This is a genomic window from Dokdonella sp. (assembly GCF_051958935.1).
In the GTDB taxonomy this organism is placed as follows: Bacteria; Pseudomonadota; Gammaproteobacteria; order Xanthomonadales; family Rhodanobacteraceae; genus Dokdonella_A.
This window is the reverse complement of sequence record NZ_JBQCFP010000105.1, coordinates 1-19,859: the sequence shown is the minus strand read 5'-3', so window position 1 is coordinate 19,859 and position 19,859 is coordinate 1. Positions and strand designations below refer to the sequence as shown.

Annotated in this window: 13 protein-coding genes and 1 pseudogene; 7 read left to right on the top strand and 7 right to left on the bottom strand. The window is 71.2% G+C overall.

Annotated features, from left to right (window positions below):
- Positions 1-209 precede the first annotated feature (209 nt).
- Complete coding sequence (locus ACTHK2_RS09685; protein WP_440245503.1) at positions 210-1,850, top strand: FMN-binding glutamate synthase family protein; 1,641 nt, start codon at positions 210-212, stop codon at positions 1,848-1,850.
- Positions 1,851-1,899: 49 nt separating this feature from the next.
- Here ACTHK2_RS09685 and ACTHK2_RS09680 read toward each other — a convergent pair whose 3' ends face one another.
- Positions 1,900-2,304 carry a hypothetical protein gene (locus ACTHK2_RS09680; protein ID WP_440245502.1) on the bottom strand — a complete coding sequence of 135 codons (405 nt, stop codon included), beginning with the start codon at positions 2,302-2,304 and terminating at the stop codon, positions 1,900-1,902.
- 208 nt (positions 2,305-2,512) lie between these two features.
- Here ACTHK2_RS09680 and ACTHK2_RS09675 point away from each other — a divergent pair, with 208 nt between their 5' ends.
- The 5 genes from ACTHK2_RS09675 to ACTHK2_RS09655 all read left to right on the top strand — a co-directional run bounded on the left by ACTHK2_RS09675 (position 2,513) and on the right by ACTHK2_RS09655 (position 11,611).
- Positions 2,513-5,485, top strand: a complete 2,973-nt coding sequence (locus tag ACTHK2_RS09675; RefSeq protein ID WP_440245501.1) for a ligand-binding sensor domain-containing diguanylate cyclase — start codon at positions 2,513-2,515, stop codon at positions 5,483-5,485.
- Positions 5,486-5,602: 117 nt separating this feature from the next.
- Entirely contained in the window at positions 5,603-7,078 is a 1,476-nt protein-coding gene (locus ACTHK2_RS09670) for a hypothetical protein (RefSeq protein ID WP_440245500.1), read from the top strand.
- Between the two features lie 137 nt (positions 7,079-7,215).
- On the top strand, positions 7,216-8,652 hold the full coding sequence (locus ACTHK2_RS09665) for an amino acid permease (RefSeq protein WP_440245499.1): 1,437 nt from the start codon (positions 7,216-7,218) through the stop codon (positions 8,650-8,652).
- Between the two features lie 67 nt (positions 8,653-8,719).
- Positions 8,720-9,694: a hypothetical protein gene (locus ACTHK2_RS09660; RefSeq protein WP_440245498.1), complete on the top strand. Its 975-nt coding sequence runs from the start codon at positions 8,720-8,722 to the stop codon at positions 9,692-9,694.
- A gap of 204 nt (positions 9,695-9,898) precedes the next feature.
- Positions 9,899-11,611 (top strand): alkaline phosphatase, encoded by a 1,713-nt coding sequence (locus ACTHK2_RS09655; protein ID WP_440245497.1) that lies wholly within the window; start codon positions 9,899-9,901, stop codon positions 11,609-11,611.
- 73 nt (positions 11,612-11,684) lie between these two features.
- On the opposite strand, the gene ACTHK2_RS09650 is transcribed toward ACTHK2_RS09655, so the two are convergent.
- The 3 genes from ACTHK2_RS09650 to ACTHK2_RS09640 form a co-directional block, all read right to left on the bottom strand.
- Positions 11,685-12,779 carry a hypothetical protein gene (locus ACTHK2_RS09650; RefSeq protein ID WP_440245496.1) on the bottom strand — a complete coding sequence of 365 codons (1,095 nt, stop codon included), beginning with the start codon at positions 12,777-12,779 and terminating at the stop codon, positions 11,685-11,687.
- Between the two features lie 134 nt (positions 12,780-12,913).
- A complete protein-coding gene (locus ACTHK2_RS09645; protein ID WP_440245495.1) occupies positions 12,914-15,250 on the bottom strand; it encodes a winged helix-turn-helix domain-containing protein in 2,337 nt (778 codons plus the stop codon).
- On the bottom strand, positions 15,247-15,855 hold the full coding sequence (locus ACTHK2_RS09640; protein WP_440245494.1) for a class I SAM-dependent DNA methyltransferase: 609 nt from the start codon (positions 15,853-15,855) through the stop codon (positions 15,247-15,249). Before ACTHK2_RS09640 ends, ACTHK2_RS09645 begins: the two co-directional genes overlap by 4 nt.
- 96 nt (positions 15,856-15,951) lie before the next feature.
- Here ACTHK2_RS09640 and ACTHK2_RS09635 point away from each other — a divergent pair, with 96 nt between their 5' ends.
- Positions 15,952-17,445 (top strand): hypothetical protein, encoded by a 1,494-nt coding sequence (locus ACTHK2_RS09635; protein ID WP_440245493.1) that lies wholly within the window; start codon positions 15,952-15,954, stop codon positions 17,443-17,445.
- 2 nt (positions 17,446-17,447) lie between these two features.
- Here the strand turns inward: ACTHK2_RS09635 and ACTHK2_RS09630 are convergent, their stop codons facing one another.
- The 3 genes and pseudogenes from ACTHK2_RS09630 to ACTHK2_RS09620 form a co-directional block, all read right to left on the bottom strand.
- Positions 17,448-18,107 carry a hypothetical protein gene (locus ACTHK2_RS09630; RefSeq protein WP_440245492.1) on the bottom strand — a complete coding sequence of 220 codons (660 nt, stop codon included), beginning with the start codon at positions 18,105-18,107 and terminating at the stop codon, positions 17,448-17,450.
- A gap of 1 nt (position 18,108) precedes the next feature.
- Positions 18,109-18,606, bottom strand: a complete 498-nt coding sequence (locus tag ACTHK2_RS09625; RefSeq protein ID WP_440245562.1) for an RNA polymerase sigma factor — start codon at positions 18,604-18,606, stop codon at positions 18,109-18,111.
- A 230-nt stretch (positions 18,607-18,836) separates the two neighbouring features.
- Positions 18,837-19,859 (bottom strand): annotated as a pseudogene (locus tag ACTHK2_RS09620) (hypothetical protein); the annotation flags it as partial.

Sequence of the window (19,859 nt, the reverse complement as noted above, 5' to 3'; positions counted from 1 at the left end):
TGCGGCCCCGGCATCGGCAGGCGCCGCGCTGCGCCGCGTCCTCGGCGTCGCCGCGGGCGTATCGCTGCCGGCCTCGCTTTCGCCCGGTGTGCGTCGACGCGGTGGCTTGGGGCGCTCGCTGTCTTCCATCCCGCCGAGTTTAGCCCGCAATGGCGGGCGTGGAACCTCGGCTATGCTGCCGCATCACGCGAATCGACCCGGAGTCGCCGATGGAACACTGGCTGCCCTCGCGCTATCTCGCCTTCATCGCCTGCGTCGTCGTGTGCGCGCTCGCGTTCTCGGGCTGGGAACTCGGCCTCGGCGTGCGCCTCGTCGCGCTCGCCAGTGCGGTGCTCGTCGTCGTCGGCCTCGCCGATCTCCTGCAGAAGCGCTCGACGCTGCGCCGCAACTACCCGTTGATCTGCCACGTGCGCTTCTTCTTCGAGTACGTGCGGCCGATGCTGCGCCAGTACGTGGTCGAGTCCGACAACGAGGAAGTGCCGTTTTCGCACGTGCAGCGCGAGGTCGTGAAGCAGCGCGCGAAGAACATGCTCGACGTGCGCCCGTTCGGCAGCGAACTGGACATGTACGCCGAGCGCTACGAATGGCTCAACCATTCGATCCGGCCGAGCCGCATCGACGGCCACGATTTCCGCATCGAGGTCGGCGCGCAGTGCGCGGCGCCGTATTCGGCGAGCGTGTTCAACATCTCGGCGATGAGTTTCGGCGCGATTTCGCCGAATGCGATCCGCGCGCTCAACGAGGGCGCGCGCCGCGGCCGCTTCTACCACGATACCGGCGAGGGTTCGCTGTCGGCCTACCACCGCGAGAACGGCGGCGACATCGTCTGGGAACTCGGCTCGGGCTATTTCGGCGCGTGCGAGCGCGCGGGCGTGTTCAGCGAGGCTCGATTCGTCGAGAAGGCGGTGCTCGAGCAGGTCAGGATGATCGAGATCAAGCTGTCGCAGGGCGCCAAGCCCGGCCACGGCGGCGTGCTGCCGGCGCCGAAGGTGAGCGCGGAGATCGCCGCGACGCGCGGCGTCGCGATGGGCGAGGACTGCATCTCGCCGGCGCGCCATTCCGCGTTCGACACGCCCGAGGGCCTGTTGCAGTTCGTCGCGCGCCTGCGCGAACTGTCGGGCGGCAAGCCGACCGGCTTCAAGCTCGCGGTCGGCCATCCATGGGAATGGTTCGGCATCGCCAAGGCGATGACGACGACCGGCATCCTGCCCGACTTCATCGTCGTCGACGGCGGCGAAGGCGGTACCGGCGCGGCGCCGCTCGAATTCACCGACCACGTCGGCGCCCCGCTGCGCGAAGCGCTCATGCTCGTGCACAATACGCTCGTCGGTCTGGAGCTGCGCGATCGGATCCGCATCGGTGCGAGCGGCAAGGTGATCACCGCGCTCGCTCTCGCGCGCACCCTCAGCATCGGCGCCGACTGGTGCAACGCCGCGCGCGGTTTCATGTTCGCGCTCGGCTGCATCCAGTCGCAAAGCTGCCACACCGATCGCTGCCCGACCGGCGTCGCGACGCAGGACCCGAGCCGCTGGAACAAGCTCGACGTGCCGGACAAGGCGTCACGCGTGGCGAACTTCCACGAGAACACGTTGCGCGCGCTGAAGGAACTGCTGCAGGCGGCGGGCCTCGAGCATCCGTCCGAGCTCGGTCCCGAACACGTGATCCGTCGCGTTTCGTCGAACGAAGTGCGCTCGCTCGCCGCGCTCTACCGCTTCCTCGAACCCGGCGAACTGCTCGGCGATGTGGTGCCCGAGCACGCGGTGTTCCAGCGCTTCTGGCGCGTGGCGCGCCCGGACTCGTTCGCGCCGCCGGAAGAACTCAGCGCGCGTCGCCGCAGCAAGTCGCGCTGACCGCGCGCCACCCGGGACGCGCGTCGCGCCCCGGGCGGCAAGGACCGCATCACTCGCGGTTCGTACGCGCCTGGCAGCGCGCGAGGTCGCGATTGTCGATGCGCCAGATGCGGTCGGCGCCGCACAGCGAGACATCGCGCACGATGCATTCGTTGTCGTCGTCGTCGACCATCTTCACGTCGTACTTGTCGCAGGTGATGCCGGTCAGCGTGAAGGTCCCGTCCGGATGCACGGCATGGTGGCCGAGCTGGTTCGGGCCCCAGTGATCGCTGCCGACCGGAGCGAAATAGAGTTCTTCCAGTGACCAGCGCGATTGATTGCGCAGTTCGACCTGCGAATCCGACGGCCGATCGTCGCCTTTCATCTTCGCCTCCAGGTCCGTTTGCGCAAATGCAGGCGCGGCAACGAGCGCTGCAGCGAGGGCAAGCGAAGCGCGATGGATGGACGTGTACATGATGCCTCCTCGGGGCGGTTCGAAGTGGATACGACGTCGGCGATTCGAGCACCGCGGCTCGCCGCGCCGCAAGAAACGCGCGCTGAATGTTCAGTCGGCGGATAAGCGGGCCGCGGTTCAGATTCGGCGAAGGGATTTTCTCGCGTGCCCTCGGCCATGCGGGCGTCGCCGCCGTACACTCGCGCCGTAGGGGCGCGCAGGGGCCAGCATGGGGATTCGCATACGAGCGGCGATCGTCGGCGCGATGTTCGCGCTGCTCGTGGCGACCGCGCGCGCACAACCGGACGGCGCGCTCGAATGGCGTGCATTCCGCAGTTTCACGAGTGCGGACGGGCTCCCGCAGAACAGCGTGCTCGCGCTGCTGCAGGACGCCGACGGTTACGTCTATGCAGGCACCAATCATGGTCTTGCGCGCTACGACGGCCGCGCGTGGCACGCGATCGACTTGCCGACCGGCGAACAGGCGTACGCGGTCGGCGCCCTCGTGCAGGCGCGCGATGGCGCGTTGTGGATCGGCACCGATGCGGTCGGCGCCTGGCGCATCGCCGACGGTGTCGCGAGCGCGGTGCCGTTGCCCGGCGCGGAAGAGATCAACGCGTTCTGGGAAGCGCCCGACGGCCGCCTCTGGATCGCCGGCTCCGGCGGCCTGTTCCGCTGCCGCGTCACGCGCTGCGAACGCATCGACGCACTGGGCGAAGCGGGTGCGCGCGGACTCTACGGCGAAGCGATCGACGGCACCTGGCGGCTGTGGGTCGGCACGAACTACGAGGGCGTGATCCAGCTCGAAGGCATCGACGAGGCGACGCCGCACCGCAGCGGCGTCGTGTTCGATCGCTCCAACGGCCTACCCAACAGCGTCGGCCTCGCGATCGTGCGCCACGCGGGCGACCTCTGGATCGGCAGCGGTCGCGGCCTCGCGCGCTGGTACGGCCGGCGACTCGAATCGTGGACCGGCACGCGCGGCCTGCCGAACGCGATGGTATTCGCGCTGCAATCGGACGTCGACGAGCAGGGCCGCCCCGTGCTTTACGCCGGCCTGCGGCCGGGAGGGCTGCTCGAGATCCGTGCCGATGGCACGTGGCGCCTCATCGACAGCCAGCACGGCCTGCCGTCCAACGCGGTCGCGAGCCTGCTGCGCGAGCGTCATCGCGGCGCGCTGTGGATCGGCACGATGAGCGCGGGCATCGCGCGCGTCGAGCGCCATCGCTGGGCGCTGTTCGACGAGCGCATGGGCCTGCCAGACCGCATCGTGCTCGGCGTCGGCTGGTCGGCTCCTGCGCGCATGCTCTGGGTCGGTACCGCGAGCGGCGCCGCGCGCTGGAGCGACGGGCGCTTCGTGCCGTTGCTGCCACCAGCGCGCAACACCCAGCTCGTCTACGACCTCGTCGATGCGCCCGACGGCAGCCGCTGGATCGCCCACCGCTCGGGGTTGCAGCGCTGGCGCGGCGACGCGCTCGAACTCGACTTCACCGTCGACAACTCCGCGCTGCCCGCGGTCTCGGCGGACCGGCTCGCGCTGCGGCATCTCGCCGACGGTGGCTACGAACTCTATGCAGCGAGCGGCCACGGCCTCGCGCGCTGGCGTGCCGACGAGGGCTTGCGCCGCGTCGAAAACGTGCCCGGTCTCATGCCTGGCGTCGCGGTGCCGCATCTCGTCGCCGCGCCGGAGCCCGGCGGCTCGGGCGAAGACCGCGTCTGGGCCGCGACCGCCGACGGCCTCGCGCGCCTGGACCATGATGGTTGGCACGCCGTCGAGGCGCCGTGCCTCACCGGTCTCGCGCCGTTCGCGCTCGATGTCGAGGACGGCGGTGCGCGCCTCTGGATCGCCTCGCGCAACGGCCTGCGCCGGCTCGACGCCGATGGCGCCTGCGCCGCCTTTCCCGCGGCGCGCGAACTCGGTGCACTGACGCGCGTACGCGTCGTCGGCGACGAGGTCTACGTGTTCGGTGCACGCGGCGTCATGAGCCTGCGTCGCGACGGCGGCAGCGACCAGCAGGGCCGCGTGTACGGCCCCGAAGCGGGCCTTTCGAGCCCGGAGATCGGCGCCGTCGCCGTCGACGACCGTGGCCGCGTGTTCGGCGCGACCGCGGTCGGCCTCGCTGCGCTGCAGCCTGAAGTCGATGCCGCGGCGGCCCGCGCGCCGTTGCGCCTGCTCGCCGCACGCCACGGGCGCGCGCAGCAGCCGCTCGCGGGCGGGGCGCAACTGTCGCCCGACGACAGCAGCGCAAGCTTCGACTACGGCCTGTTCGCCTTCGACCGCGAGTACGCGACACGCTATCGCGTGCGCCTGCTCGGCCTCGAGGATGCGTTCGGCGCATGGAGCACGGCGACCAGCGTCGCGTATCCACGCCTGCCGCCGGGACACTATCGCCTGCAGGTCGAAGCTCGCGACGCCGACGGCGTCGCCGCCGAACCGATCGATTTCGCATTCGGTGTCGATGCGCACTGGTGGCAGCGGCCGTGGGCGATCGCCGCGGCGGCGCTGCTGCTGCTCGCGCTCGGCCTCGGCATCGGCCGCTGGCGCCTCCGCGCGGCGAGCCGCCGCGCGCAGGCGCTCGAAGCGGAGGTCGCGCTGCGCACGGGCGAACTCGCCGCGGCGAACGCGCGGCTCGAACAGGCGGCGGTGACCGATCCGCTGACAGGCCTCATGAACCGCCGCTACTTCGCGCTCGCCGCGCCGACCGAAGCCGAGCATGCACGACGCGCACCACCGACGCATGCGCTGCTCGTCGTGCTGCTCGACGTCGACCATTTCAAGCGCATCAACGACGAGTGCGGCCACGATGCGGGCGACGCCGTGCTGGCCGAGATCGCGCGCCGCCTGCTGCGCGTGGCGCGCGCGGGCGACATCGTGCTGCGCTGGGGCGGCGAGGAATTCCTGCTGCTGCTGCGCGATGTCGAGCGCAGCGCCGCCGACGAACCGCTGCGCGGGCTGCTCGGCGAACTGTCGTCGACGCCGGTGCAGGCCGGCACGCACGGTCTCGCCGTCACCGCGTCGATCGGCGCGATCGCGTTCCCGCCCGCGGACGCGCCCTCGCTCGGCCTCGAACTCGCGATCGCGCGTGCCGACGCGGCGCTCTACCGCGCCAAGCGTGAAGGCCGGGCACGCGCGATGCGCGTCGACCCCGACGGCGACGGCACGCCGCCCTGCGTCTGCGTGTCGCAGGCCCTCGGTACCTGACGCGCCGCTTGCGCGTGCGGCCCAACGGGACACAATGGCCCGTCCGATCGCGGAACCCGAAGCTCCGCGGCATCGTCCGACGGCGCACGCGCCGCCCTGCCCGAGGGAGAGATCGCCATGAAGCGCCGGCCCCTGCTCACGCTCCGCCCCGCATCGCTCGCGCTCGCCGGATCGTTCGCGGCCGCCGCGCACGCGCAGTGGTCGTCCGATGCGGCGAACAACCTCGTCGTCGGTGACGCGCCCGGGGGTACCACGCAGCCGAAGATCGTCGCCGCACCGGACGGCGGCTTCTACGTGAGCTGGTTCGCCGATGCGAGCGGCTACGACGTGCGCCTGCAGCGCCTGGACGCGGGTGGCCACGAACAGTGGCCGCACGACGGCGTGCTCGTCGCCGACCGCGGCTACAGCTTCACCTACGACTACGGCCTCGCCGTCGATGCCGCGGGCAATGCCTACGTGTCGTTCAACTGCTGCGCCAACGGTTCCGACGACGAGCACATCGCGACGAGCAAGGTGCTCGCCGACGGCACGCTCGCGTGGGGCGCCAACGGCCTCTCCGTGTCCGCACCCGCATCGACCGAAGCGGTTTACAACGCATACGTCACGGCGACCACCGATGGCGACATCGTCGTCGCGTGGTCCGCCGACAGCGGCGTACGCGCGCAGAAGCTCGATGCCGCCGGCAACGCGTCGTGGACCGCTAATGGCGTACTGCTGAACCAGCCGAGCGGCGTCAAGCTGCTCGGCGGCGTGCAGCCCGGCCTCGGCGGCGATGCGATCGTGTCGTGGTCGAACCAGTCGGGTCCGACGCGCATCCTGCGCGCACAGAAGCTCGCCGCGGCCGATGGCGCTCCGCTGTGGGGTGGCGGCACCGCCGTGCGCGTGTTCGGCGTCGGCAACCTGCAGGCCGGCTACTACCCACCGTTCCTCGCCGACGGCGCGGGCGGCGGCGTGTTCTGGGACTACGACGCGATCGGCCTCGTGCAGAACGCACGCGTGCAGCACATCGACGCGGACGGCAACCTGCTGCTCGGCACCGACGGCGTGCTCGCGACGACCGACACCACCCACTCGCACCTCGGCACGGTCGCGAGCTGGGACGCCGCGAGCGGCAGCATCTACGTGGTCTGGAACGACTACCTCAATTCCGGCGGCGCCGATTTCGACGGCGTCTCGGCGCAGCGCATCGACAGCACCGGCGCGCGTGCGTGGGGCGACACCGGCAAGGTGCTCGTGCCGCTCACCGAGGCGACCGACGGCACCCATGTGATCTCGCAGCTCACTGCCTTGCCGATGCCGGACGGCGTGCTCGCCGGCTGGGTCACCGGCGCGATTCCCGCCGCGAACCAGCCGCTGACGGTCGCACGGCTCGACACCGCCGGCGACTACGTCTGGGCGGCGCAGACGGCCGTGGTGAAGAGCGACCGCTACACCGGCCGCACGGTCGCCACGAGCGGCAGCGGCGGCTTCGCGGTCTACGCATGGCAGGACGGCGACGCCGACGCGACGATCCGCGTGCAGAACCTCAATCCCGACGGCACGCTCGGCATTTCGATCGTCGACGAGATCTTCGCCGACGGCTTCGACGGCTGAGCGCCGCGCCCGCGCGACGTCTTGCGCTACGCCCGCGGCGCCGCCTTGCGCGCGCGGCACGTGACTCGTGCTGCACTGCGCCTGAGCGCGAGGCGGCGTTGCCGCTATGATCGCGCTTCCGTCCAGGGGAATGCCGCATGAGCCTGCTCGCGCAACTGACGCGTCACAAGCCGATCGAACAGCTGCAGGCCGAACTCGGCTCGCGCCGCGACTTCCGTCGCGTGCTCGGCGTCTGGCAGCTCACCGCGATCGGCCTCGGCGGCATCATCGGCGTCGGCATCTTCGTGCTCGCGGGCCAGCAGGCCGCCGCGAATGCGGGCCCGGCGGTCGCGCTGTCCTTCATCATCGCCGGCATCGCGAGCGCCGCCGCGGCGCTCTGCTACGCCGAGTTCGCCGGGCTCATCCCGGTCACCGGCAGCGCCTACACGTACAGCTACGCGACGCTCGGCGAACTCGTCGCCTGGCTGATCGGCTGGGACCTGCTGCTCGAATACGCGCTCATCGTCGCCGCGGTCGCGAGCGGCTGGTCCGGCTACGTGCTCAACCTGTTCGACGCGTTCGGCCTGCACCTGCCCGAAGCCTTGCGCGGCGCGCCGCATTCGGGCGACGGCCGCGTCTTCAACCTCATCGGCGCGCTCGTCGCGATGGCGGTCGCGCTGCTGCTGACGATGCGCACCGAATGGGGTGCGCGCGCGAACACGCTGATCGTCGCGATCAAGGTGGTCGCGGTCGTGGTCGTCATCGGCGTCGGCGCGTTCTACGTCGACCCGGCGAACTGGCATCCGTTCGTGCCCGAACGCGTCGTCGGCGCGGACGGCGTCGGCCACTACGGCTGGCAGGGCGTCGTCACCGCGGCGGCGGTCGTGTTCTTCGCGGTGTTCGGCTACGACACGCTCACCACCGCCGCGGAGGAAGCGAAGGACCCGCAGCGCGACCTGCCGCGCGCGATCCTGCTTTCGCTCGGCGTGTCGATGACGCTCTACATCGCGATCACGCTCGTGCTGACCGGCATGGTGTCCTACACCCAGCTCGGCAACGACGCGCCGGTCGCGCACGCGTTCCAGGCACTGGGCATGAAGTGGATCGGCGCGGCGATCTCGGCGACTGCGGTCGCGAGCATCCTCAGCGTGATCTTCGCCTTCATGCTCGCCGCGGCGCGCATCTGGTTCGCGCTGTCGCGCGACGGCCTGCTGCCCGGCTGGTTCGCCAAGGTGCACCCGGGCTACGGCACGCCGCACCGACCGACGCTCGCGCTCGGCCTCTTCACCGCGCTCGTCGCCGGCCTGTTCCCGCTCGGCGAAGTGGCCAAGCTCGTCAACATCGGCGTGCTGTCGGCGTTCATCGTGATCTGCAGCGCGGTGCTGATCCTGCGCCGGCGCAAGCCCGACCTGCCGCGCGCGTTCCGCACGCCGTGGGTGCCGGTCGTGCCGGTCGTCGGCATCGTGTTCTCGGTCTGGCTCTTGTCCGAGCTCGCCGCGATCACCTGGGCCGTGTTCATCGGCTGGGTCGCCCTCGGCCTTGTGATCTATTTCGCCTACGGCATCCGCCACAGCCGCCTCGCCGCGTCGCGCTGATCCGCGCGTACCGCGGCGCGGTACACTCGTATACGCGCCGGCCGGCACCCCGGCGCTGGAGCGCGCCATGGCCGGTCCGATCCGCGAGTATCCGCTCGACCGCTGCGACCTCTTCCTGGCCCGCTGCAAGAGCCGCAGCAAGGCGATCAAGGTATTCGCGACCGGCGATTCCTGGCTGGCCGCCCCGGGCGGATGGTGGCGCGGCGCGTCGGTCGTCAACCTGCTCAACGACGACGACTGGGTGCGCGCGATCGACCCGACGCATCCGGGTTTCAACGTACTGTCGATCGCCAAGGTCGGCTTCGAGATGAAGCAGATGCCGGGCGACCATGACCTCCTCGCGCTCGACTACGTGCGCAGCGAGTTCGCGCGCCAGCAGCGGCCGTTCGCATTCGACGCGTTCATGGTCAGCGGTGGCGGCAATGATTTCATTCCGAAGATCCAGAGCTACGTCAGCGGCGGCGACGGCGACGCGCACATCGACGATGCCGCCCTCGACGCGATCTTCGAGCAGGTCGCGAACCGCTGGGGCGCTTTGCTCGCACGCCTCGTGCCCGGCAGCGCGCCGGTGCTCACGAACGGCTACGGGCCGATCAACCCGACGCTCGAGCCCGGTTCCACCTGGTTGCCGCTGCTCGGCATCGGCCCATGGGTCGGGCCGTGGCTGCTGCAGCATTGCGGCCTCGATGCGGTGCATGCGCGCGCAATCGTCGACGAGATCATGAGTCGCTTCAACGCACGGCTCGCGGCATTGCCGGGCGTCGCCTATTTCGACCTGCGTCCACTCGTCGCGGCGATGCCCGCCTCGTTCTGGCACGACGAGATCCACTTCACCGCGCCCGGCTGGGAACGCGTCGCACAGCGCTGGATGGAGGAACTCGATGCGCGCGTAGGACGCACGCCGCAGGTCGGTGCGGCGACCCTGCGCGGCCTGCGCATGCCGGCGCTCGCGGGGTCGCCCTCGATGCCGAAGAAAAAGGCCGCGCCCACGCGCAAGCCAGCCGCGAAGCCCGCGCGCGGCCGCGCGCGTCGGCCGCGCTGAGCGCAGCGCCCCGATCGCGCGCGCAGGGGAACGACTCGCCGGACGCGAGACACGTCGCGTCGGCGCTCGCGTCGAACACGCTGGATCCCGGCTTTCGCCGGAGGACGAGCAGGGTGGGTGCGTCGATAGCGCGCTCACCCTCGCGATGGCACCTGCAACGGGAATGTGCTGCACTGTCGCACTGTGTTCGTGAGGAGTCGCCCGATGCCGTACCTGTACCTGCGCCTCGTCGCCGCCGGCGCCGCGATCGGTCTGGCGTGTGCCGGATGCGCGCCGGCAAGGCCGCGTGCCGATGCGACCGGCAGCGCGATCGACGTGCCCGTCATCCATCATCCGGACGGAGAAACGCCGGACTGGTGGTTCCGCGCCGGCGCCGCCGCCGCACACGCGAACCTGCCGCGGCGCGCGCACGCAAAGAACGTGATCGTGTTCCTCGGCGACGGCATGAGCATCCCGACGATCACCGCCGCGCGCATCCTCGATGGCCAGCGCAAGGGTGGCTCGGGCGAGGAGAACCGCCTGTCGTTCGAGAATTTCCCCGCGAGCGCGCTCAGCAAGACCTACGAGACCGACCACCAGACGCCCGATTCCGCCGGCACGATGACCGCGATCATGACCGGCGTGAAGACGCGCTTCGGCGTGATCGGCGTCGACCAGCGCGCGACGCGCGGTGACTGCGCGTCGAGCCGGGGCACCGAGCTCGTCAGCGCGCTCGAACTCGCCGCCGCGGCCGGGCTCGCGACCGGCATCGTCACCACCACGCGCATTACCCACGCGACGCCCGCAGCGACCTATGGCCACTTGCCCGAACGCAACTGGGAAGTCGACGCCGACATGTCGGATGCCGATCGTGCCGCGGGCTGCCTCGACTTCGCGCAGCAGCTCGTCGACTTCCACATCGGCGACGGCATCACGGTCGCGTTCGGTGGCGGGCGCACCGAGTTCATGCCGGCGAGCCAGAAGGATCCCGAGTATGCCGGCTTCCCCGGCAAGCGCCTCGATGGCCGCGACCTCGTCGCCGACTGGAAACGGCAGCCGGGCGCCGAGTACGTCTGGAACACGCAGCAGCTCGATGCGCTCGATCTCGCCCGCACGCGCCGCGTGCTTGGCCTGTTCGATGTCGAGCACCTCAAGTTCGAGCACGAGCGCGCGAAGGATCCTGCTGGCGAACCGAGCCTGTCGGAGATGACGCGCGCGGCCCTGACCGTGCTGCAGCACCGCCCGAACGGCTACTTCCTCATGGTCGAGGGCGGGCGCATCGACCATGGCAGCCATGCCGGCAATGCGTTCCGCGCGCTCGACGAAACGATCGAGTTCGCGCATGCGGTCGCCGTCGCAGACGAGATGACCTCGGCCGACGATACGCTGATCCTCGTCACCGCCGACCACAGTCATACGCTCACCTTCGTCGGCTACCCCGCGCGCGGCAATCCGATCCTCGGCAAGGTGCGCGGCGCGAGCGGCGAGGGCAAGCCGACCGACGACTACGCGCGCGACGCGACCGGCCTGCCGTACACGACGCTGCAGTACGCGAACGGCCCGGGCTACCCGGGCGCGAGCGCGCGCCAGCCGGAAGGCCCCAAGCGCTATCCGCATGACGGTAGCGGCTACCGCCGTGCCGAACACGGGCGTCCGGATCTCGAGCACGTCGACACCGAAGCGCCGGACTACGAGCAGGAAGCGATGGTCCCGCTCGGCGCGGAAACGCACGGCGGCGACGATGTAGCGGTCTACGCGCGCGGACCGGGTTCCGCCGCGGTGCACGGCTCGATGGAAGAGAACGCGCTGTTCCACGTCATTGCGCAGAACGCGGACGCGATCCGCGCCGAGCTCTGCCGGCTCGGCAGCTGCGACGCGAACGACGTGCCGGTGCGACGGCCGACGCGCGAGCACTTGCTCGGCGCGGCGAAGCGGTAAGCGCCGCACGGCAGCAAGAGGCCGCCGGTCGCGGCGCGCGCGGCCGGCGGCGTCGCGGCCCCGTGCTGGTGCGTCAGCCGTCGAAGCCGTCGTCGAAGATCGCGTCGTCGCCGACCGGTGTCGCGATGAAGCTGCCGACCTCGAAGTCGCCGACGCGGCCGACGCCGACGATCACGCCGTGGTCGTTGATCGCCGACGCCTTGAGCAGGTACGGGAAACCCGCGTCGCCGTCGCATTGTGCGAGCAGGTCGTAGGCGACGCCGTCGCTGTAGACGAATGCCTTGAAGGAAAGCGTGGCGAAATCCTGCGCGCGGCCGACGATCGTGCCGTCGGCATTGATGCCGTAGGCCGCGCCGGTCGAAAGACCGAGCAGCGCACCCGGGATTTCGGTCGCGATGCCGCCCTGGAATACGACGGGCACCGCGTGTCCGTCATTCGCGACGTCCATCTCGCCGACCGCGGTGCCGCCCTCGTCGATGCCGTGCGCCATGCTCGCGACATCATCGACCCCGGCCGCGATCGGCACGATGCCCGGCGTGCCGAACGTGCCGGTGGTCGCGTGCGACGCGGCGAAGATCGCATTCCAGCCGCCCACGATCGTGCCGGCATCGTTGATCGCCGACCAGTACGCCTGCGTGTCGGGGCCATTCGGCGGCACGCCGTCGTCGACGAGGCCGCCGGCCGCGCTCCAGCTGAACGCGCGGAATGCGCCGTCCTGCGAGGCAAGGCCGACGACGACGCCGGCGTTGTTGATGTCGGCCGGGTTGAGCTTGTTCGCCTGGTCGTCACCGATCACGACGTAGCCGTCCGGCTGCGCCGCGTCCCACAGCAGCGCGGTCGTCTGCGCGCCGTCGTCGGTGATCGTCGATGCGTAGCCGACGATCTGGCCGAGGTCGTTGATCGCGGTCGCCATCGCTTCGTCGCGGCCGGCCGGGCGCGACAGCGTGATGACCTGCCCGCCGTCGAACAGGAAGGCCTGGTTGGCGAAGTTCGCATCGACGTAATAGCCGACCGCCTGGCCCGCCTCGTTGATGTCGGCGACGTAGACGCCGTTGGAATCCGGGATCGTGATCGGCGCGAGATGGTAATGCGGTGCGGGCGTGCCCGCGGTGGCGTTCGCGGCCGCGAAGGCCGCGAGCTGGAAGAACAGGACAGGTCGCAGGTGCATGGAAGCCTCGTGAACGATGGTATCCGCCTGAGCGCGGGCCGTCCGAGCCTGCCGCTGCGCGCCGGCCCGGGCGTTCGAATCGGATGCGAATCGCGTTCGGATCGCGTTCCGACAAGGCATTCGGTGCGCCAGCCTCAGCCGGGTGGCGTGCCGAGCACGCGCGGGATCGCGCGCTCGCCGGCGAGACGGCGAGCGGTATCGAACGCGGCCTGCCAGGCCTCGCGCCGACCCTGCGCGCGGGCGAGGGCGAGCTGCACGAGCGCGGCGTCGTAGTCGCGGTCCGCCCACAGCGCGACCTGGCTCGCGATCGCGGCGGCTTCGGCGAGGCGCGAGCGCGCGAGCAGGTAGTCGACGTAGTCAACGGCGACCCGCACGATCGTGAGCGGCACGCCCTGCGCCTGGGCGAGCGCGAACGCGGACGCGAACATCCGTGTCGCGTCGTCGTCGCGATGCTCCGCCCAGGCCCGGTTGGCCGAGGCGAGCCGGCGCAGCGGGGTGCGCGCATTCGTCGCGGCGTCGGCGCCCGGCTCGGCTGCGCCGGCCGTCGTCCGGGTGCGGCCGAGCGAACGCTCGATGCGCGCGCGCAGCAATTCGACGTCGGCGCGGATGATGTCGCTGTCGGCGGAGGCGAGCGCCTCAGCCGGTACGCTCGCAAGCTCGGCGAGTGCGCCCACGCCGTCACCACGGCGCCAGGCGAGTCCGGCGCGCAGCAGACGGATGCGCTCGTTCTCGGCCACGTCGGCGGGCCGGCCATCGTTGGCCGGATCGTCGAGCAACTCGCCGGCTTCGTTGTGGCGGCCCTGCTGCAGCAGTTGCTCGGTGCGATACAGGCGCATCGACAGGCGCGAGTAGCGGCTCGGCACGCGCGCGCGTTGCGCCCACGACGCGTCCATCGCCTCCCATGCCCGCGTGTTGTCCAGTTGCGCGCGGCGCGCCTCGAACAGCAGCTGCAGCTCGCCGATGCGTTCCTGCACGAGACCGAGCGCTTCGAAGCGTGCGATCGCGGCCACGAGATACGGCTCGGCCTGCGCGGGATGTGCACGCAGCAGCTCCATCGCGCCGATGTTGCCGTCGACGCGCGCGACGCCGCCTTCGTCGCCGGCGCGCTGGAACGCGTCGCGTGCGATGCCGTAGTCGAGCAGCGCCGCCGGGTAGTCCTCGAGCGAGGTGCGGCTGACCGCGCGGCCGTTGTGCAGGCGGCCGCGCAGTTGCGGCTCGGGCGCATCGCCGAGCGCGTCGATGCCGTCGCCGAACCAGCGTCCGGCCTCGGCGTACTGGCCCGAACGCACGGCGATGAGGCCGCGCGCGGCGAGCAGCTGCGCACGGAAGACGCCCGCGGTTCCTGGCGCTGCGAGCATTTCCTCGAGCGCGAGGCGCGCCTCGTCGAGGCGGCCCGCGCGAATGTCGACCTCGGCCAGTTGCAGGCGCAGGCGTGGGGCATCGCGTGCGAGCCGCGCGTCGCCGAGCAGGATCGTGCGCGCGGTGTCGGGCTCGTTCGCGAGCAGCGCCGCCTGCGCGCGCTGCACGGTTTCGCTGATGTACTCCGCATCCGCGCCGCTCGCCGGCACGCGGCCAAGGGCGGCGGCGAGGCGATCCGCTGCGTCGCGCACCGCCGCAATCACATTGACGTCGTCGGCGACCGCCGCGAGCGGCGGCGCGCCATGCGTTCGCGCGGCGCGCAGGCGGACGAACCAGCGACCGTCGCGCTGCGCGACGTCGCCTTCGACGAGCGTCGCCGCCGGTGCGGCGCGCCGAATCGCGACCGTGGCGTCCTGCGCCTCGTCACCGCCCGCTTCCTCGAGCGCGCGCAACTGGCCGACGGTCTGCTCGCTCGGTTGCACGACGAGCCCGCTGCGGCGCAGCCGATCGGCGACGAGGTCCATGCCACCGAGGCGCAGCCAGCGCTCGTCGCCATCGCCCGCGGCGAGCGGCAGCACGACGACGCGCGCGGACGACGCATCGGCGAGGACGGCTGCCGTGCGCCGGTGCATCCAGGCCCAGGACGCTCCCAGCGCGAGCAATGCGATCAGCGCGAACCCGGCGCTCGCGCGCCAGCGCCGCCGCGGACGCATCGCGGTGGCCCGTTCAACGGGCGGGGTCGGCCCGGAGCGATCGTCCTCGCGCGGTGCCGGCGCATCGGCCGGCGCGGGCGTCGCGTCGAGCGCGACCGTCGGTGCGACCCATTGGTAGCCGAATCCGGCCACCGTGCGAATCGCCCACTGCGTCTGGCCGTCGTCGTCGAGCGCGCGCCGGCATTGCACGATGAGCTGGCCGAGCTGCACGTCGGTGGCCGCGCCGTGGCGCCACAGCGCGCGGATGAGTTCGTCGCGAGCGACCGCACGCTCGCGTCGCTCGACCAGCATGAGCAGGCACGTGAACGCGCGCGCCGGCAACGCGATGCGCACGCCGTCCTTGCTCAGTTCGCGCGCCGGCGCATCGAGCGTGAACGCGCCGAAGCGGTACGCGCTCATGCGCGCGCCGGGATGCACTCGAGCGCGGCAACCGAACGCGCGAGGCGCGGCGACAGATACGCGTGCGAGCCGCACGCGAGCAGGCCGGCCGTGGCGAAGCGCGAGCGATACCAGGCGGGCGAACGCGCGATGAAGCCCGCGGTGTCACCGCCGGGATCATCGCGCGCGGTGAATACCTCGATGAAGGCGAGCCCCTCGAGCAGGTCCACGAAGCCCGACAGGCCGCGCGCGACCTCGCGTGCCGGCACGTAGTGCAGCATGTCGCTGCAGACGACGAGGTCGAAGCGTTCGTCGAAGCGCAGTTCGGCGAGCTGGCCGAACGTTGCGAGCCCGATGTTGCGCGCGCGGCCGTAGCGTGCGACCGCGTACTCGCTCGAATCGAGGCCGCGGTAGGCGAGGTGCGGCCGCAGCTGCAGCAATGGCGCGCGCCACGCCGCCTCGCCGCAGCCGACGTCGAGCACGTTGCGCAGCGGCCGCGCGAGGTAGTACTCGGCCAGATGCACGACCATCGCGACCTTGCGCGCGAGCTCGGCGCGCGAGCCGACGCGATGCGCCGGGCTGCGGTACCACTTGTCGAAGTAGGCGCGGTCGTACGTTTTGTTCATGGCGGGCGGAGCCGGGGCACGGAAACGCCCATGGTAAGCGACACGAGCGCGCAGGCTGCAGCGGGCGGATAATCGCGGCGCAACGCGGGAGGGGCGATGGGCAAGCAGCGAGCGGGGCAGCGCATGGCAGCGGCCGCGCAACCGCCGCCGGATCCGCCGGCGCGCGGCTGGCGCGCCTTCGTGCTCGGCCAGGCGGCCGGTCTCGCGGTCAGTCCGCTGATCCGCTTCATCGCTGCGTTCCCGCTCGGCGTCGCGATCGTGCTGCTCAGCACCGGCTGGCTGGTGGGGCCGGCGCGGCTCCTCGATGCCTGGCACTACCGCAGCTACACCGCATCGGTCGACGGCCGCATCGTCGATGCCTGGCTCGCGCTCGACTTCGACGCGGCGGCGCAAGGCGATCGCGGCAACTGGGCGGGCCCTGCACGCGCGACGCATTGCGCGATCGTCGCCTGGCAAGGCGAGTGGGGCGATCCGCTGCGACGCGCCTACTGCGGCAATCGCATCAACGTGCACGGCGAGGAAATCCTGCCGATGCTCGTCGACGACGTGACGATGGCGCCCGGCGTGCCGTTCGCGATGCCGCGCGACGCGCGCGGTTTCGCGGTGCCGACGGTCCGCATCGGCCAGGCCGAGAGCGCCTGGCTGAAGGCGCACCCGCCCTTCAGCGCCTTCGACGCACGCGTCTCGCGCAGCGCATGGGATGCGCTGCGGCGGCGCCTCGATCGTCCGCTCGATGCGGCGCTCGCAGGCTGGGGCACGCCGGTGCCCGCATTCCCGCTCGCGCTCGATCCGCGCGATCCCGCCGGGGGAATGCCGGCGGCGTTCGTCGCCGACAAACGCCACCCCGGCAACGCGGGCGCCTGGCTCGCCGGAGCGCTTTTGCTCGTGGTCGGCGCCTGGCTCTGGTTGCGCGGCATGGGGCTGCTCATGGCGGGCCTGCCGCGCGCAGCGATGCTGTTCGCCGCGCTCGGGCCGCTGCTGCTGCTGCCGTGGTGGGGCGAACGCATGCCGGGCGCGCTCGCGCACGTGCAGCCGCAGGTTGCCGAGGTCGTCGGCGACATGCTCGCCGACATCGACGTCACCGGCCGCCTCGTCGCGTCGTCGCCCGATGCGGCGCAACTCGCGCATGGCGGCGAACAGCTCGCCTGGCGCATCGGCGAAGGCGCTTACGCCGAGACGCTCGGGCCAGTCGGTTGGGGCACACCGCCAGCGCCGCCGGCAGATGCGGGCAAGGCGCTCGCGGCCCTCGTCGAGCGCGCATCCGCGCATGTCGCTGCGCTCGCACCGGAGAACCGCGCGGCACTCTTCGCGCGCCTGCGCGAGGACAAGGAAGCCGGCCGCTACGGCGGCGGCCTGCTGTTCGTGCCCGCCGCGATCGCCACCGGCTGGGACGGAGCGCGCGGCGAGGACGAGCGCCGCGCCGCGGTGGGGTTCCTCGATGCGTGGGTCACGTCACCGGTCGAGACGCCGAGCCCCTACGAGCCCGGTTTCGCCGCACGCGTCGAGCTGTTCCGCCGACTCGGCGACGTGCCGGATGCGGCGATCGCGAACCGCGCGCGCTCGATCGCCGAGGGCGCGCGGCCGCACTAGCTTCAGTCGCGTTCGAACGCCGCGAGCTCGTCGAGCGCCGCCTGCGCGCGGCGGATGCTGCCACCAGCCGCGGAGTCGTCGAGCTTGCGACCGAATGCGGCGCGTTCGGGCCGGTTCGCCCAGCGGTGGAACCACCACGTCCCGAGCAGGCCGACCACGCCGATCGCGAGCTGGATGAGGGCGACGCCGGGCGCGTCCTCGAGCATGCGGCCGTCACCGAGCACGATCAGCAGCGGCACGTAGATGAACCACCAGGGCAGGCCGACGACCATGCCGCCGATCACGTAGGCACGGCGCAGCGCGAGCAGCCGGCGCTGGATCGCGAGCACGGGTTCGGCGTAGTCGATCGCGGCGATGCGCGCTTCGACCACGGCGCCGACGATGACGAGGCCGAGGCAGTACGCGTGCAGCACGAGGCCGCACACGAGCAAGGCGGGCTCGTGCAGATGCCGCACCCAGTACGGCGCGAACACGAGCATGCCCGCCGCGCCGACGAGCATCTGCAGCGCCTGGCCCCAGGCGAGCGGCCGCAGGCCGCGCCGCGCGCTGTCGGTGCGGCTGTTCTTGAGCAACAGGAAGCCGAGCGCGTTCTGCTGCTGCAGGCGGCGGTCGAGGGTCTGCCAGGCGTGCTTGAGGTCGTCGAGTTCCATGGTCGCTTCCATTTCATTCTCCCAGTTCGTTGCGGATGCGCGTTTTCAGGCGGCCGATCTTGGTCGCCACGTTGGTTTCCGAGAGGCCGAGGATCTCGCCGATCTCGCGCTGGCTGCGCTCGTCGAGATAGAGCAGCATGAGCGCGCGGTTGAGCGGGTCGAGCCGCTCGATGCAGCGGTACAGCGCGCGGACGCCGTCGTCGGCCTCGCGTTCGGCGTCGGCGTCGTGGCTCGGCTCGCCACCGGCGTCGTCGAGCGGCAGGTGCCGGCGTTCGCCAGCGCTGCGCGCATGCGAGATCGCGACGTTGAGCGCGACGCGGTACATCCAGGTCGAGAACGGCCGGCCGCGGTCCCACGCCGGCAATGCCTTCCACAGCTGCGCCGCGATCTCCTGCGCGAGGTCGCGCCGGTCCTCGCTGTCGCGGCAATACGCGTGCGCGATCTTCAGCACGATGCCGCGATGGCGTTCGAGCAGCTGTTCGAACTGCGCTCGCTGCGCCGCCGTCGTCATGGTCGCCCCTGCAATGTCCACCCCGGCCTCCGATCCTGCCTCATGCCAAGGTGATACGCGCGCGGGCGGCGGATATCACACGCACTGGTGCACGGCTGAGTAGCACGGCCGAATTTGCTGGCTACGTTGAAACCTGCGGGCGCCTCGAAACGGCCGAACGGGCTGCAAGCCTGCAAACCGTCATTCCGGCGGAAGCGCGAAACCAGCTGTCGCCAGGGTCGGATAGGACCTCAACGCTCCACCCAACGCAGCTGCGCGATGTCGAAGTCCGCGAATGGCTGCAGTCGCTGGTCCTGTGGCTTGAGCAACTTGAACTTGCCACCCTTCTCGCGGCCGACGAACAGGCAGCGGCCGTAGGCCGAATGTGCCGGCCCCTCGGCCTTGCGCACATCGACGGGATCGCCCCAACCGCGCGGGCCCTTGATCTCGACGAGCGCGATCTGATCCTGCGTTGCGCGCTGCCGAATGGCCACGATGAAATCAGGATGGAACGCCGCGCCGTCATTCCAGCGATACAGCACCAGGCTCTCCGGCCGGCGGGCGGGATTGCGATGCCACCAGAGCACGTCGTCGCTGCGATCCAGCAACCTGGCGAAATCCCGCTCGTCCTGCGAGTCGAAGCCCGGCGGATGCACGCCGTATGCGCTGCGGCGCGAAGGCTCGAGACGCTCGCCGGATACGATCGCGGCGGGCAGCTCGATACTCCGGTCCGACACCTGCTGCATGCGTGTCGCGCGATACGCGTTCGCGAGCAGTTGGGGGTGCCGGACGAGCACAAGATCGAGCGCCTGGTCGATCGCTTCAGGGTCGGACGGCACGGCGAAACCCGCCTCGGGCAGTTTCGCGACGAAGCGTTCGGTCAGTGCCCGCAATATCGCGCGTGCGTCGACATCGAAAAGTCCCAGTTGCCGGTTCAGGCGTTGCGCGATCTGCGCGGCACCGAGCTGAGCCAGCACGTACGACTCGCGATCTTCCTGCACGATGGCGAACACTTCGCGCTCGACCTTCAGGAGGCGCGCAAACGTCTGATGCATGGAGCCGAGCACGGCGGGCGAGAAGTCGACGTGATCGGCGACCCGCTGCTCGAGCGATCCCTGTGGGGCGGGGAGGTCTTCGGTCACCAAGCGTCGAGGCACGCCGTCGCGCAAGGGATAGCTGAGTTCGCGGCGAGCGTCGGCCGCAAGAACGCCGACCACGGGTACCGAAGGCGCTGTGGACGAATCCAGGGGCGAAGACGCATCGATCCCGAATAG